General features: G+C 68.8%; 18 protein-coding genes. 13 read left to right on the top strand and 5 right to left on the bottom strand.

The window, feature by feature from the left end; genetic code table 11:
- Nucleotides 1–215: 215 nt before the first annotated feature.
- The 6 genes from urtB (at nucleotide 216) to ACFV4K_RS11545 (ending at nucleotide 5235) form a co-directional block, all read left to right on the top strand.
- Nucleotides 216–1103, top strand: a complete 888-nt coding sequence (gene urtB / locus ACFV4K_RS11520) for an urea ABC transporter permease subunit UrtB (protein ID WP_379274087.1) — start codon at nucleotides 216–218, stop codon at nucleotides 1101–1103.
- The gene (urtC, locus tag ACFV4K_RS11525; protein ID WP_379274088.1) at nucleotides 1100–2281 is read left to right on the top strand and encodes an urea ABC transporter permease subunit UrtC; all 1182 of its coding nucleotides are present in this window, start codon (nucleotides 1100–1102) and stop codon (nucleotides 2279–2281) included. The genes urtB and urtC overlap by 4 nt, the downstream gene beginning before the upstream one ends.
- Nucleotides 2278–3135, top strand: coding sequence for an urea ABC transporter ATP-binding protein UrtD (urtD, locus tag ACFV4K_RS11530; protein ID WP_379274090.1), 858 nt, complete (start codon nucleotides 2278–2280; stop codon nucleotides 3133–3135). The genes urtC and urtD overlap by 4 nt, the downstream gene beginning before the upstream one ends.
- Nucleotides 3119–3811, top strand: coding sequence for an urea ABC transporter ATP-binding subunit UrtE (gene urtE, locus ACFV4K_RS11535; protein ID WP_379274092.1), 693 nt, complete (start codon nucleotides 3119–3121; stop codon nucleotides 3809–3811). Before urtD ends, urtE begins: the two co-directional genes overlap by 17 nt.
- 12 nt (nucleotides 3812–3823) lie before the next feature.
- A complete protein-coding gene (locus ACFV4K_RS11540) occupies nucleotides 3824–4582 on the top strand; it encodes a GntR family transcriptional regulator (protein ID WP_379274094.1) in 759 nt (252 codons plus the stop codon).
- Between the two features lie 113 nt (nucleotides 4583–4695).
- Nucleotides 4696–5235: a carboxymuconolactone decarboxylase family protein gene (locus tag ACFV4K_RS11545; RefSeq protein WP_357090805.1), complete on the top strand. Its 540-nt coding sequence runs from the start codon at nucleotides 4696–4698 to the stop codon at nucleotides 5233–5235.
- Between the two features lie 9 nt (nucleotides 5236–5244).
- Here ACFV4K_RS11545 and ACFV4K_RS11550 read toward each other — a convergent pair whose 3' ends face one another.
- Both ACFV4K_RS11550 and ACFV4K_RS11555 read right to left on the bottom strand, forming a co-directional pair.
- The gene (locus tag ACFV4K_RS11550; protein WP_379274095.1) at nucleotides 5245–5901 is read right to left on the bottom strand and encodes a GNAT family N-acetyltransferase; all 657 of its coding nucleotides are present in this window, start codon (nucleotides 5899–5901) and stop codon (nucleotides 5245–5247) included.
- 110 nt (nucleotides 5902–6011) lie between these two features.
- Complete coding sequence (locus ACFV4K_RS11555; RefSeq protein WP_379274097.1) at nucleotides 6012–6791, bottom strand: TetR/AcrR family transcriptional regulator C-terminal domain-containing protein; 780 nt, start codon at nucleotides 6789–6791, stop codon at nucleotides 6012–6014.
- A 123-nt stretch (nucleotides 6792–6914) separates the two neighbouring features.
- On the opposite strand from ACFV4K_RS11555, the gene ACFV4K_RS11560 reads away from it, so the two are divergent.
- The 4 genes from ACFV4K_RS11560 (at nucleotide 6915) to ACFV4K_RS11575 (ending at nucleotide 9616) form a co-directional block, all read left to right on the top strand.
- Complete coding sequence (locus ACFV4K_RS11560; RefSeq protein WP_379274099.1) at nucleotides 6915–7292, top strand: VOC family protein; 378 nt, start codon at nucleotides 6915–6917, stop codon at nucleotides 7290–7292.
- A gap of 82 nt (nucleotides 7293–7374) precedes the next feature.
- Nucleotides 7375–7728: a YciI family protein gene (locus ACFV4K_RS11565; RefSeq protein WP_379274101.1), complete on the top strand. Its 354-nt coding sequence runs from the start codon at nucleotides 7375–7377 to the stop codon at nucleotides 7726–7728.
- A 29-nt stretch (nucleotides 7729–7757) separates the two neighbouring features.
- Nucleotides 7758–8972 carry an RNA polymerase sigma factor gene (locus ACFV4K_RS11570; RefSeq protein WP_379274103.1) on the top strand — a complete coding sequence of 405 codons (1215 nt, stop codon included), beginning with the start codon at nucleotides 7758–7760 and terminating at the stop codon, nucleotides 8970–8972.
- A gap of 137 nt (nucleotides 8973–9109) precedes the next feature.
- Complete coding sequence (locus tag ACFV4K_RS11575; RefSeq protein WP_379274105.1) at nucleotides 9110–9616, top strand: transglycosylase SLT domain-containing protein; 507 nt, start codon at nucleotides 9110–9112, stop codon at nucleotides 9614–9616.
- Nucleotides 9617–9635: 19 nt separating this feature from the next.
- Here the strand turns inward: ACFV4K_RS11575 and ACFV4K_RS11580 are convergent, their stop codons facing one another.
- Nucleotides 9636–10487 (bottom strand): SDR family oxidoreductase, encoded by an 852-nt coding sequence (locus ACFV4K_RS11580; RefSeq protein WP_379274106.1) that lies wholly within the window; start codon nucleotides 10485–10487, stop codon nucleotides 9636–9638.
- 109 nt (nucleotides 10488–10596) lie between these two features.
- Between ACFV4K_RS11580 and ACFV4K_RS11585 the strand changes: the two genes are divergently transcribed.
- Genes ACFV4K_RS11585 through ACFV4K_RS11595 form a run of 3 tightly spaced genes read left to right on the top strand, consistent with a single transcriptional unit; the run spans nucleotide 10597 to nucleotide 11687 of the window.
- Nucleotides 10597–10995, top strand: coding sequence for a winged helix-turn-helix transcriptional regulator (locus tag ACFV4K_RS11585; protein WP_379274108.1), 399 nt, complete (start codon nucleotides 10597–10599; stop codon nucleotides 10993–10995).
- A gap of 39 nt (nucleotides 10996–11034) precedes the next feature.
- Nucleotides 11035–11271: a hypothetical protein gene (locus tag ACFV4K_RS11590; RefSeq protein WP_379274110.1), complete on the top strand. Its 237-nt coding sequence runs from the start codon at nucleotides 11035–11037 to the stop codon at nucleotides 11269–11271.
- Nucleotides 11268–11687, top strand: coding sequence for a type II toxin-antitoxin system VapC family toxin (locus ACFV4K_RS11595; protein WP_379274112.1), 420 nt, complete (start codon nucleotides 11268–11270; stop codon nucleotides 11685–11687). Before ACFV4K_RS11590 ends, ACFV4K_RS11595 begins: the two co-directional genes overlap by 4 nt.
- Before the next feature lie 56 nt (nucleotides 11688–11743).
- Here ACFV4K_RS11595 and lpdA read toward each other — a convergent pair whose 3' ends face one another.
- Nucleotides 11744–13147, bottom strand: a complete 1404-nt coding sequence (gene lpdA / locus ACFV4K_RS11600) for a dihydrolipoyl dehydrogenase (RefSeq protein WP_379274114.1) — start codon at nucleotides 13145–13147, stop codon at nucleotides 11744–11746.
- 172 nt (nucleotides 13148–13319) lie between these two features.
- Nucleotides 13320–14321: a dipeptidase gene (locus ACFV4K_RS11605; protein ID WP_379274116.1), complete on the bottom strand. Its 1002-nt coding sequence runs from the start codon at nucleotides 14319–14321 to the stop codon at nucleotides 13320–13322.
- Nucleotides 14322–14389: the final 68 nt, after the last annotated feature.

The raw sequence follows: 14389 nt of genomic DNA on the forward strand, positions 1-14389 counted from the left end.
CTGGTGCGGCTCAGCGCCGCACCAGCCGTACGGCGACTGACGAAGAAGCTGATCAACATGCACATAGACGAACAATTCCTGTTCACCGCCCCGATGGTTCGCGGCCCGTCTCGTTCTGGACTGAGCGCAGCGGGGGAGCGAAGCGGAGGAGCGGAGGGAGGGAAGAACGAGACCTCCAGGGCCGCGAACCGGCCCGGAGCGAAGCGGAGGGCACATTGAACGCAGTCGCTGTCGGACAGCTGTTCACGGGTCTGAGCCTGGGCTCGATCCTGCTGCTCGCCGCGCTGGGCCTGTCACTGACCTTCGGTCAGATGGGCGTCATCAATATGGCGCACGGCGAATTCATCATGGCCGGGTGTTACACCACTTACGTTGTGGAGCAACTCATCTCGGCGACCGGCGTGGCGCTGATCGTGTCACTGTTCGTCGGTTTCCTGGTCGGCGGTCTGCTGGGCGCCGCCCTGGAAATGGGGCTCATCCGCTGGATGTACGACCGCCCGCTGGACACCCTGCTGGTCACCTTCGGTGTCGGGCTGGTGCTGCAGCAGGCGGTGCGCGACATCTTCGGCGCCCCCGCCAAGAACGTGGTCGCGCCCGAATGGCTGACCGGCGGCATCGGGATCGCGGGCACCGTGGTGCCCAAGACCCGCATCTTCATCATGGTGCTGGCCGTGGTGGCGGTGATCGCGCTGGCCACCGCGCTCAAGACGACCCCGCTGGGCCGGCGCATCCGGGCGGTGGTGCAGAACCGCAGCCTGGCCGAAACCTCCGGCGTCTCTTCCCGTCTCACCGACGTCAGCACGTTCTTCATCGGGTCGGGACTGGCTGCCGTGGCCGGTGTCGCCCTGACCCTGATCGGCTCCACCAGCCCCACCATCGGGCAGTCGTATCTGGTGGACGCGTTCCTGGTGGTCGTGATCGGCGGCCTGGGACAGATCAAGGGCACCGTGATCGCGGCCTTCGGTATGGGGCTGCTGAATTCGTTCATCGAGTACTCGACCACGGCGACGGTCGCCAAGGTGATCGTCTTCATCGTGGTCGTGATCTTCCTGCAGGTCCGCCCGCAGGGTCTGTTCACCGTCCGGACGAGGAGTCTGGCATGACAACCATCCAGCGCCTGAGCGCCAACTCTTCGCTGAAAGCCCTGGGCGGCTTCGCCATCGCCGCCATCGTCCTGTTCGGGCTCGCGCCCGCGCTGCTCAGCGATTTCCGGCTGAGCCTGCTCGCCAAGTTCCTGTGCTTCGCCATCGTCGCGGTCGGCATCGGCCTGGCGTGGGGCCGGGGCGGCATGCTCACCCTCGGTCAGGGCGTGTTCTTCGGACTGGGCGCGTACATCATGGCCATGCACCTGCAGATGGCCGACGCCGCCAAGGCGCACGAGGACGTGCCGGAGTTCATGGTCATCGCCGGCGTGCCCGAACTGCCGTCGTACTGGCTGCCTTTCGAGTCCGCGCCGGTGGCGATCCTGGCCATCCTGGTGCTCCCGGCCGCCATGGCCGCGGTGCTCGGTTTCGGCGTGTTCAAGCGCCGGGTCAAGGGCGCGTACTTCGCCATCCTGAGTCAGGCGCTGGCCGCGGCGCTGGCGATCCTGCTCACCGGGCAGCAGACCATCGGCGGTTTCACCGGGCTCAGCGACTTCCGGTCGTTCTTCGGTTTCCGCCTGGACGATCCGGTGAACCGGCGCATGCTGTTCTTCATCGCGGCGGGCACCCTGCTCGCGGTGGTGGCGGTGGCGCGCCAGCTCATGCGCAGCCGGTACGGCGAACTCCTCGTCGCGGTGCGGGATCAGGAGGAGCGGGTCCGCTTCCTGGGCTACGACCCGGCCAATATCAAGATCGTCGCCTATGTGGTGGCCGCGTTCTTCGCGGGTATCGCGGGCGCGCTGTTCACCCCGATCGTCGGGATCATCTCCCCCGCCGACATCGGCGTGGTCCCGTCCATCGCGTTCCTGATCGGCGTCGCCATCGGCGGCCGCACCACCCTGCTCGGACCGGTGCTGGGCGCGATCGGCGTGGCCTGGGCGCAGACCACGTTCTCGGAGAACTTCCCCTCGGCGTGGACCTACTTCCAGGGTGCGCTGTTCATCGTGGTGGTCGGTTTCATTCCGGCCGGGCTGGCCGGATTCGGGCCCATGGCCAAGCAGCTGCTGGAGCGGTGGCAACCTACCGGGGCCGCCGACACCGCGCCCACCGGACCCGAGCCCGCCGTCGCCCCCGCGGCCGACACCGAGCCGCAGACCGAGGCCGAGCCCGCCGCCGAGCAGAAGGTGGAAGCCCGATGACCGCACCCGAACCGAAGCTCGGCGGCAACGCCGGCATGGACAGCGAATACCTCGAAATCCGCGGCCTCTCAGTGAGTTTCGACGGCTTCAAGGCCGTCTCCGACGTGGATCTCACCGTCCTGCAGGGCGATCTGCGGTTCCTGATCGGACCCAACGGCGCGGGCAAGACCACCCTCATCGACGCCATCACCGGACTGGTCCCCGCGACCGGTTCGGCCCAGAAGACCGGCGCCGAGCTCATCGGCCGCAAGGTGCATCAGATCGCCCGCCTGGGCGTGGGCCGCACCTTCCAGACCGCGAGCGTGTTCGAACAGCTCACCGTGCTGCAGAACCTCGATATCGCGGCGGGCGCGGGACGGTCGGCGCTCACCCTGCTGCGGCGGCGCAAGTCCGTGCTGCCCGCCATCGAGGAGGCGCTGGAGACCATCGGGCTCACCGCGCTGCGCGACCAGCCCGCCGGCGTGCTCGCGCACGGCCAGAAGCAGTGGCTCGAGATCGGCATGCTGCTGGTGCAGAACGCGTCGGTGCTGCTGCTCGACGAACCGGTGGCGGGCATGAGCGCCGAGGAACGCGAGGAGACCGGAAACCTGTTGCGCCGCATCGGCGGTGAGCGGGTGGTCATCGTGGTCGAGCACGACATGGACTTCATGCGCGCGTTCGCCAGTTCGGTGACCGTGCTCGCGGGCGGCCGGGTGCTCAGCGAGGGCACGGTGGAGCAGGTACAGGCCGATCCGAAGGTGCAGGAGGTCTACCTCGGCACCGCCGCGGCCGGTGAGCTGCCGCCCGCCGAGGCCGCCGGCCCGGAGCAGGAATCGGACGAGGCGAAGGAGGCCACGAATGCTGGAACTCGTTGACCTACACACCGGCTACGGCCGGACCGAAGTGATTCACGGTGTGTCCCTGACGGTTCCGGACAACGGCGTGGCCGCCATCATGGGCCACAACGGCGCCGGCAAGACCTCGCTGCTGCGCGCGGCGGTCGGTCTGCTGCCCGCCAAGTCCGGGAAGATCCGCTTCGGCGGGGAGGACATCACCAAGATGTCGCCGTCTCGGCGGGTCAAGCGCGGCATCGCCTATGTCCCGCAGGGGCAGCAGAGTTTTCCACAACTGTCCACAATGGAGAACCTGCAGGTGGTGGCCGACGGCCGGGCCAAGGGCAAGGAACTCATCGCCGAAGCCCTGGACCTGTTCCCGGCGTTGCGGGAACTGCTGACCCGCAAGGCCGGACTGCTCTCCGGCGGTCAGCGCCAGCAGCTGGCCATCGCCCGCGCCCTCATCACCGAACCGAAACTGCTGATCCTGGACGAGCCGACCGAGGGCATCCAGCCGTCGGTGGTCGCCGAGATCGAGCGCACCATCATCGATCTCACCGCCCGCGGCGGCCTGAGCGTGCTGCTGGTGGAACAGCACATCGGTTTCGCCCTGCAGGCCGCGCAGCAGTTCTCCGTGCTGCGCTCGGGCCGCGTCACGTCCTCCGGGGAGGGCGGCGCGGGCGCGGAATCCGCGGTGCGCCTGGCCATGGCGATCTGATCGGACAGCGGCGTGAACGCGCGCAGGGGGCGCATTCCGTTGTCGGAGCGGGTCTACCGCGCGCTCCAGCAGGATCTCGCGGCCGGGGTGCTGGTGCCGACCGAGCGGCTCGGCGAGGAACGTCTCGCCGAGGCGTACGGCGTCTCCCGCACCCCGGTCCGGGAGGCGCTGGCCCGGCTGCTGTCCGACGGTCTGCTGGAACGCCACACCGACGGCCTGTACCCGTACCGGCCGCGGGTGGACGATCTGGGCGATCTGTACGAACTCCGGATCGTGCTGGAGGCCAGGGGAATTCAACGACTACAGACCACCGCGGCCGGACTCCCGGACTCGCTGGCCGCCGCCCCGCTCCGGGCCCCGGTCCCCGACACCACCCGCACGCCCCTGGTCCTGGCCGAGGTGCGCCGCGAACTCGACTTCTGGCGCGACCTGCGCGACCACCCGCCCGCACCCGACGCGGAGCTCATCGCCGCCGACGAACGCTTCCACACCACGCTGTTGCTGGCCGCGGGCAATTCCGCGCTCGCCGACGCGCTCTCGGCCGTGCAAGCCCGCGTCCGTCCGGTCCGCGCCCTCGACATCCCGACCCCCGGCCGCATCGCCGCCATGGCCGAGGACCACATCGCCATCGCCGAACACCTGCTCGCCGACGATCTCGACGCCGCCCTGCGCGCCCTGCTGGCGCATCTGGCCAGCTCCCGCGCCCACGTGCTGACCCGCGCCCGCCGCGCCCTGGAACTCACCCGGCTCGCCCGCGCGGTCCGCGAGTGACGCGCTCCCGCACCGACTTCGCGGCCCGGTCGGAGCGCGGGGGCGGCCGCCGGGACGACGACTCCCGCCGCCACGGTCTGGCGAGTGGCCCAGACAGGGTGTTGACTGGACCCATGGTGTCGACGAAGCCACGCATCGCTCCCGGCCGTCTGCGGGAGCTCGGACCGGTCAACTGGGTTGTCTGGCAGGCGCTTTCCCGCGCCGCCGGGACGGACGACGCCCACCTGTTCAGCACGCTCGGCCGCACCGGCGGCCTGTTCCGCGGCTGGCTGCACTTCTCGGGGCGGCTCATGCCCGGCGGCAAACTGCGGCGCTACGAATCCGAACTGGTCATTCTGCGCGTCGCGCACCTGCGCGAATGCGAATACGAGACCGACCATCACATCCGGCTGGGACGGCGCGCGGGCGTCACCCCCGAGATCCTGGACCGGCTGCGCGAGGGACCCGCCGCCGCGGGCTGGACCGACAAGGAACGCGCCCTGCTCACCGCCGTCGACCAGCTGGTCACCACCCGCGATCTCGACGACGCCACCTGGCAGGCGCTGGCCGCGCACTACGACGAGCAGCGGCTCATCGAGATCGTGCTGCTCACCAATCAGTACGAGGGCCTCGCCAGCACCATCACCGCGCTGCGCATCGAGACCGACCACTGACCGGAAGCCCTAGCGGCGCGGGCGGAAGACCGGCTGGGTGGCGGCCTCGTACGGGATGTCGCGCGGGAAGGCCGGTTCGGCGGGGCGGGCGGGCTGGACGCGGGCGTGCAGGTGCATATCGTGCCAGCCGTCGGTGTGCAGGCCCGCGCTGCGATTGATGCCCTCGAGGATGAAGCCGGATTTGCAGGCCACCCGGCAGGATTGGGCGTTGTGCACGGAATGGCGTAATTCGAGGCGGTGGAATCCGGCCACCTCGAAGGCCCAGCCGACCAGCGCCTCCACCGCCCGCGGGGCGATGCCGCGACCGCGGGCCGCCGGGATCACCCAGTACGCGACCTCCGCCTCACCGTGCCACAGCTCCATGTGATGCAGTGAGGCGCGGCCCATCAGCCGACCGCTGCGACTATCCGCCACCGCCCAGTTCGCCGCCGCGCCACTGCTCCACGACCGCGCCCACGAGTCGACCCAGTCCCCGACCTCCTCCACGGTGTCGGCGGTGCGCACGTGCCAGCGGGCGATAGCTGGATCCTGGAATGCCGCGTACACCTCGGGGCCGTCGCGCCGCAGCCACGGCCTCAGCACCAGTCCCTCCCCCACGGGAAGCACCGGCTGCGCTGCCCTGGTGAAGGTTTCGGCGGCAACGACTGCCGGGGCCGATCGGGGCATAGCTGAAATTCTGCCGCCACCCGCCGCTCCGTGCGGCGAAATTGAGACCATCGTCCCGGTCGGTCTGTGCCAGGTTCGCGTAAGAGACAGGCGCGCCCAGGGGGTCCCGATCAGCGTTCGGGGTGCTCGATCAGGCCCGCCAGCCCGTCGAGGACCCGGGCGAGACCGAATTCGTAGGCGTGGTCCGCGCTGTAGGCGCTGTCGTGCGCTTGTCCGGCCGCCTCGCCGACCCGCGCCGCCAAGGGGTAGCGCTCGGCGTCGAACACCCGGGCCAGCAGCGGGGCCGCGCGCTCCCACCAATCATGGTCGGATTGCCCGCTTTCCGCGGCCGCCGCCGCGGTATCGATCGCGAGCTGCGCGGTGGAGGTCACGAACCCCAGCACGTAGGTGAGCGCCGCGTCCATGTCGAGGTCGCCGAGGCCGAGGCCGTCGAAGGCCCGCAGTTCGTGGTCGTACTTCGCCGCCACGCCCGGCCCCAGCGGCGGGCGCGTGGTGGGCAGGTACGCCACCCACGGGTGCGCCGCGAGCATGGCGCGATTCTCGGCCGCGATCGTGGAAACCCGCTCCCGCCAGCCCATTCCGCCCAGGTCGTGGCGCTCCATGCGCTGGTAGACGGTGTCGAGCATGAGATCCAGCAGTTCCGCCTTGCCGGGCACATAGGTGTAGGTGGCCATGGGCGTGATGCCGAGCGCGGCCGCGACCGAACGCATGGTCAGCGCGGCCAGACCCTGGGTGTCGGCGATCCCGATCGCGGCCGCGACGACGGCGTCCACGGTGGTGCGCTGTTTGGGCCCGCGCGCCGACCCGCCCGAGCCGGGCTCGCGCCAGAGCAGTTCCAGGGTTCGCACCGAGTCTCCCGCGCTGCTGCGTTCCCCGCCCTTCGCGGCCATTCGCGTCACCTCCGCCGCCGATCGTATCCCTGTGACGGTCGTCACTTTGCGTCCCGTCGGGAATTTGCGTACAAAGTACAGCGTACATAGTACAGAGTTAATCGGCACCACCTAGGAGGACCCTTGAACGTCACCGCATCCGCGATCTCGCTGAACGTGCCCGACGAGACCGCCTCCGCCAGGTTCCTCATCGAGCATTTCGGCTTCACCGAGAAGATGTCGGCCGACGGCTTCGTCAACCTGACCCGGCCCGACGCCGGCTTCGACGTCATCTACCTGCGCACCGGCCTGGGCAGCTTCAAGCCGGACCGCATCGCGGGCAGCGCCGGCCAGGGCCTGCTGGTGGTCTTCGTGGTGGATGACATCGATGCCGAATACGCTCGCGTGCAGGGCGAGGGCGTGCCGATCGTGACGCCCATCGAGACCGAGCCGTGGGGCGAGCGCTACTTCCAGGCGCTGGACCCCAACGGCATCGTCATCCAGTTGGTGCAGTGGGTCTGAGCCGGATGTCGATTCCGACCCGCCCCGTTCGAGGAGTAGGCGAGGGTCGAACCACGATCCCCACACGAAGGAGGATTCGACTATGCGACACCTGGTGCTGATTCGCCTGGACCCCGCCCAGGCCCCCGACGGTCCCGGCGAGGACCTGATCGCGCGGGTCAACGAGATCATCGAGGAGATGACCAAGGCGGGCGTGCTGCTCGACACCGCGGGCCTGCGCCCGCCCGAGGAGGGCGCCCGGATCCGGCAGTCCGGCGGCACGCAGACCGTCATGGACGGTCCCTTCACCGAATCCAAGGAGATCATCGGCGGCTATCTGCTGCTGCAGACCCGCTCCAACGAGGAGGCCGCCGAATGGGCCTCCCGGTTCCTGCGCGTGCACGGACCCGAATGGGAGATCGAGGTCGAGGTGCGGCAGCTGGAAGGCCAGCACTGACTCCGCCGGAGGAGCGGGCGCGCCGGGCCGTGGAAGCGGCCTGGCGCATCGAATGGCCGCGGCTGGTGGCGGGATTGACCCGCCTGGTCGGGGATATCGCCACCGCCGAGGAACTCGCGCAGGACGCCCACGTGGCGGCACTGGAACAGTGGCCGTCCGCGGGCGTCCCGCCGAATCCCGGCGGCTGGCTCATGCTCACCGCCAAACACCGCGCGGTGGACCGCATCCGGCGCGACGCGAACTTCGCCCGGAAGCTGGAGCTGCTGGGCCGGGAGGCGATCACCGCGGAAGCGCCGGTGGGCGAACCGGACCCGGTGATCGCCGACGACCTGCTGCGCATGATCTTCACCGCCTGCCACCCGGCGCTCACGCCCCCGGCGCGGGCGGCGCTCACCCTGCGCATGGTGGGCGGCCTGACCACCACCGAGATCGCGCGCGCCTACCTGGTCCCGGAATCGACGGTGGCGCAACGGATCGTGCGCGCCAAACGCACCATCGCCTCCAAGGGGATCCCCTTCGAGGTGCCCGAGGGCGCGGAGCTGACCGCGCGGCTGGACTCGGTGCTCGAAGTGATCTACCTGATCTTCAACGAGGGCTACGCGGCCACCTCCGGCGAACGCTGGGTGCGCGCCGAACTCTGCGAGGACGCGCTGCGCCTGGCCCGCATCCTCACCGGACTGCTGCCCGAGGAGCCGGAGGTGCACGGCCTGACAGCTCTGCTGGAATTGCAGGCCTCGCGCACCACGGCCCGCAGCGATTCCGGCGGCGGCCCGGTCCTGCTCCCCGATCAGGACCGTTCCCGCTGGAACCGCCTGTACATCGAACGCGGACTGGCCGCCCTGGCCCGCGCCCACACCCTGAACCGGACGCGGGAGCTCCCGCCCGGCCGCTACGCCCTGCAGGCCGCCATCGCCTCGGTGCACGCGGTGACCCCGGCCGCCTCTGACACCGATTGGCGGCGTATCGCCGGACTGTATGCCGTCCTCGCGCAACGATTTCCGTCACCTGTCGTGGAGTTGAACCGCGCGGTGGCGGTGGCGATGGTGCACGGGCCCACGGCGGGCCTGGAGTTGATCGACGCGGTCGCAGCGGATCTGGACGGCTATCACCTGCTGCACGCGGTGCGCGGGGATCTGCTGGAACGGCTGGGCCGGACCGCCGAGGCGCGGGCGGCATTCGAGCGCGCGGCCGAACTCACCGCCAATGACGGCGAGCGCGAACTGCTGCGCGAGCGGGCGCGCTGACCAGCGGGTCAGCGCCGATCAGGTAGTTCCCCGCGTGTCGCTCACCCGGACACCGAAGTTCAGGGGCGTACGGTCGGTTTCTGATTGGAAGACAGATGGGGTCTGTTTTTTCGTGAACGACACGGAAGGACCAGGCGTTGCCCGCTTCCCACGAGAACACCGCCCGCCGGCGCCCGATCCGAGTCGCGGTACTCGGACTGCTGACGGCGGCCATCGCGCCCTTGACCGTCGGCGTCACACACGCCGACGCCCGCACCGAGATCGCCAACCCCGTCTCCGCCACCGGCGTCCCGGTCGCGCTTCCCATCGATCCGGCCTCGCTGCTGCAACTGGTCGGCTCGGCCCAGCGCTTTTCGAAGCCCGCCCTGCAGACCATGTCCCGCTTCATGGTCCCGTTCGACCAGTGGGATTCGTTCAACCACATCATCACCAGCGAGAGCGACTGGCAGGTGTTCGCGATCAACCCGACCTCGGGCGCGTACGGGCTGCCCCAGGCCCTCCCCGCGCACAAGATGTTCAGCGAGGGCCCGGACTGGATGTTCAACCCGCTCACCCAATTGCGATGGGCCTACCGCTACATGGTCGAACGCTACGGCAGCCCGAACAACGCGTGGGCGTTCTGGCAGGCCCACAACTGGTACTGAGCCCGCCCCGTCCGCTCGATCAGTTCAGCGCCGCCCGGAACACCTCGGCCACCGGGGTGGTCGGGCGGTCCAGCAGCCGTTGCAGGTCACCGGAGTCGACGGACAGGATGCCGCCCGCGATCCCGGCGTCGGCATCGGCCAGCACCGCCGCGTATCCGGCGTCCAGGCCCGCGCCCTGCAGCGCGGCCGCGTAATCCTGCTGCGGCAGATCCTCGTAACGCACCGGCTTGCCGGAGACCTCCGAGATCACCTGCGCCAGTTCGGCGTACGAGAGGGTCTCGTCGCCGCCGAGCTCGTAGACCTTGCCCTCGTGCCCGTCGGTGGTGAGCACCCGGGCGGCCGCCTCGGCGTAGTCGGCCCGCGCCGCGCCGGACACCTTCCCGTCCCCGGCCGCGCCGTGCAGCACACCGCTCGCGACGGCGTGGCCCAGACCGCCCGCGTAGTTCTCCCAGTACCAGCCGTTGCGCAGCAGGGTGGTCGGGATGCTCGCCCCGGCCAGCACCGCCTCGGTGCCGATGTGCTCCTGGGCGAGGATCAGCGGATTGCGGTCGGCCTGCGGAATGCTGGTGTAGGCCAGCAGTTTCACGCCCGCGGCCTCGGCGGCGCGCAGCACATTGGTGTGCTGGGCCACGCGCTTGCCGAACTCGTTGCCGGAGACCAGCAGTACGCGGTCGACGCCCTGGAAGGCGCGTTCCAGCGCCGCCGGATCGTCGAAGCTCGCGACCCGCACCTCGACGCCGCGCTCGGCCAGGTCGACCACCTTGGCGGGATCGCGGACCACGGCGACGACGGGCTGCGACCCGTCCTTCAGCAACGCCTCGACGACCAGGCGACCCAGCTGACCACTGGCTCCGGTGACTGCGACGGTCATGACTACCTCCAGGTTCGATGGAATGAACTGCACGCTCGACATGTACTAACTAATAGTAAGCACATGCTATTCCTGAACCGCTACCCGAATGACAGGTAACCTGAATCTCATGAACGCCCGGCCTTCCGACAAGTCCTTCGCGGACGACCCGACCCTGGAAGCCGACGTCTTCGCCCGCAACTGCGCCTCCCGCCCGGTCCTGCAGGACGTCGCCAGCCGCTGGGGCGTGCTGGCCCTGGCCGCCCTGCGCGAGGGCCCCTACCGCTTCTCGGCGCTGCGCCGCCGGGTCGACGGCATCTCCGAGCGCATGCTCTCCCAGACCCTGCAGACCCTGGAACGCGACGGCATGGTCCACCGCGAAGTCCAGCAGTCCATCCCGCCGGTCGTCGAATACACCCTCACCGACCTCGGCGAACGGGTCGCCGACCAGCTGGTCGGGCTGATCGACATCCTCGAATCCAATATCGGCGACATCAGGGCCGCACAAACCGCCTACCACCGCGAATAATCCCTACATGCGCATGACATGCGCATGTAGGATGGAAAGATGGCTGTGGCAATCCAGATCAAAGACGTTCCCGAAGAAGTCCGCGACGCCATTGCAGCTCGAGCGGCGGCACGCGGGCAGACAACCCAGACATACCTGCGCGGATTGCTCGAACGCGAGTTTCGAGCCGAGCGCAACCGGCACCTCATGGAAAGCATGGTCGGTCATCGCAGTCTCACCATGAGCGCCGAGGATGTTGTCGCCGAGATCCGGCGCGGGCGAGAGGTCGAGGATTGATCGTTGTCGACGCAAACGCGATGGTATTGGCCCTTGTCGATCCGTCGACGAAAGGTGACGAGGCCCGGGCAGCCCTGGTCGCCGACGATGACTGGTGTGCGCCCGCGCATATGCCACTGGAAGTTCAGCGAACCCTGCACAAGGCCGTACTTCAGAGTCACATCAAGGCATCTGACGCCGATTCAGCCGTATCCGCGCTGATATCAATGCAATTCGAATACGTTCCAGCGGACACCACGCTGCAACATGCCGTGTGGGCGATGCGGCACAACGTATCCACCTACGACGCCGCCTATCTCGCAGTGGCGATGTTGAACGATGCCGCCTTGGTCACCTTCGACGCCCGCCTGGCCAAGGTCGCCACAATGGGCAGAACTCCGATCTCGGTGACCCTCTTACCCCGACAACAGCCCTGACGCGCCAAAGGCTCGGCGGCGGCGGTTTCACCGACGCCGAGCCTTTCAGGACCGTTTCAGAAGTTGATCATGTGGCCGGCGAGGCCGTGGATCGCTTCCTGGATCGCTTCCGACAGGGTCGGGTGGGTGTGGACGTTGCGCGCCACTTCGTTGACCGTGAGGTCCCACTTCTGGGCCAGGGTCAGTTCCGGCAGCAGCTCGGAGACGTCCGGGCCGATCAGGTGGCCGCCGAGCAGTTCCCCGTACTTGGCGTCGGAGATCAGCTTGACGAAGCCCTGCGCGTCGCCGAGGCCGTGCGCCTTGCCGTTCGCGGTGAACGGGAAGGTGGCGACCTTGACGTCGTAGCCCTCGTCCTTGGCCTGCTGCTCGGTGAGGCCGAAGGAGGCGACCTGCGGCTGGCAGAAGGTGGCGCGCGGCATCATGCGGTAGTCGCCCAGCGCCTGGGTCTCCGCGCCCGCGATGGTCTCGGCGGCGACCACGCCCTGCGCCTCGGCGACGTGCGCGAGCTGCAGCTTGGCGGTGACGTCACCGATGGCGTAGATGCCCGGGACGTTGGTGCGCATGTAGTCGTCGATGGCGATGGCGCCGCGGTCGGTGAGCGCGACGCCGGTGTTCTCCAGGCCGTAGCCCTGCACGCGCGGCGCGAAGCCGACGGCCTGCAGCACCTTGTCGACGGTGACGGTCTCGATGGCGCCGGTCTTGTTGTCCTTGATGGCGACGGTGACCTTGGAGCCGTCGTCTTCCATGGACTGCACGGCCGCACCGGTGGTGATGGTGATGCCGAGCTTCTTGTACGCCTTGGTGATCTCCTTGGAGACGTCGGCGTCCTCATTCGGCAGTGCGCGGTCCAGGAATTCGACGATGCGCACGTCCACGCCGTAGTTCTTGAGGACGTAGCCGAACTCCATGCCAATGGCGCCCGCACCCACGATGAGGATGGAGCCCGGCAGGTCGCGGGTGAGGATCTGCTCCTCGTAGGTGACCACGTTGGCCGACAGCGAGGTGCCCGGCAGCAGCTTGGTCTCGGTGCCCGCGGCGATGATCACGTTGTCGAACGTGATGTCCTCGGCGCCGCCCTTGGTGAGCGCGACCGAGAGCGACTTCGGGCCGGTGAAGGTGCCCTTGCCGTCGAACTCGTCGATCTTGTTCTTCTTCATCAGGAAGTGGACGCCCTTGACCCGGCCGTCCGCGACCTTGCGGCTGCGATCGAACGCCGCGCCGAAGTCGAAGGTCGCGTTACCCGAGATACCGAAGGTCTTCGCTTCCTTGGTGAAGATATGAGCCAGCTCCGCGTTGCGCAGCAGTGCCTTGGACGGAATGCAGCCCACGTTCAGGCACACGCCACCCCAGTATTTCTGCTCGACGATCGCTGTTCGCAGGCCGAGTTGAGCGGCACGAATCGCGGCGACGTAACCGCCGGGACCAGCGCCGAGAACGACGACATCGTAGTGGGAAGTCACGGCTTCGAGACTAGACTCCCCCGCCTCCCCGCGCCTCAGCGCCCGGCTGAGAGCCGTTGCCTATTGACATTGCGGGCCGGCGGCCGGGTGCCGGAACCCATCGTGGGGGTACTCCGGGAGTTACCCGGATCCTCACGAAATCAGTCGTCGCCTTCTTATCTCTCACGCTGGGTCAATCTCGCCAGACCTGCCGGGCGACGCGCGCGAAGTTGCCGCCGAAGACGGCCGCCCGGTCCGCCGCGGAGAAGCCGCGGTCGGCGAGCGCCGCGTCCAGTCCGCGCACCCCCGACGTGCCGAGCAGATCCTCCGGCGGCGTCCACTGCAATTGGCCGTAGCGGAGGTACTCCTCGGAATAGCTCTCCGGATTCTCGATCAGCTCCCGATTGAAATCGTCGGCGTCGAAGGAGTAGTCCGAGCCCACCCCGACGTGCTCGATACCGACCAGTTCCGCCCCGTAGGCGATGTGGTCGGCCATGGCCTCCACCCGCCCGGCCCGGTCGGCGGGCTCGTTGCGGCCCAGGAAGATGCCGACCCCGTTGACGCCGATCACCCCGCCGGTGGCCGCGCACGCCTTGGCCTGCTCGTCGGCGATATTGCGCGGATGCTCCCACAGCGCCGCGAAATTCGAGTGGCTGTAGATCATCGGGACGCTGGTGATCTCCGCGATGTCGAGGCCGGTGCGGCGCGAGCAGTGCGACCCGTCGGCGAACACGCCCACCTCGTTGAGGGTGCGGATCAGGTCGCGCCCGTACCGGGTGAGCCCGGTGTCCTCGGTGTCGAGGCAGCCGCAGCCGGCGGCATTGGCGTGGTTGTAGGTGGGCAGCAGCGAGCGCAGGCCCAGTTCGTGGAACAGCTCGACATTGTCGAGATCGCCGTCCAGCGGCCCGGCGTCCTCGAGATCGAAGGCCAGCGCGATGGTGGACTCGGTCTCGGCGGTCGGCGTGCTGGGCCAGGCGTCCTCGATGTCGTGCACCAGCCGGAAACGGCCGTCCGTCAAGGCATCCCGTCGCAGCTGGGTGACCAGTTCCAGCGAATCGCGGGTGGTCTGCGGCGAATATCCGATGTTCACCGAGAGATACGAGCCCAGCGGGTACCGAATCAGCTCGGTGACGTCCGCGGTCGGCAGTAATGGCAGGCAGCAGTGCTGTTCCCACAGCCGGGGCTCATGCGACACCCGGCAATCCTACTGACCGGACAGTGCGGTCGGCGTCACCCGCGCCCGACCGTCCTCGCCACAGTGGT

It is taken from the genome of Nocardia sp. NPDC059764 (genome assembly GCF_042732555.1).
Taxonomy (GTDB): domain Bacteria; phylum Actinomycetota; class Actinomycetes; order Mycobacteriales; family Mycobacteriaceae; genus Nocardia.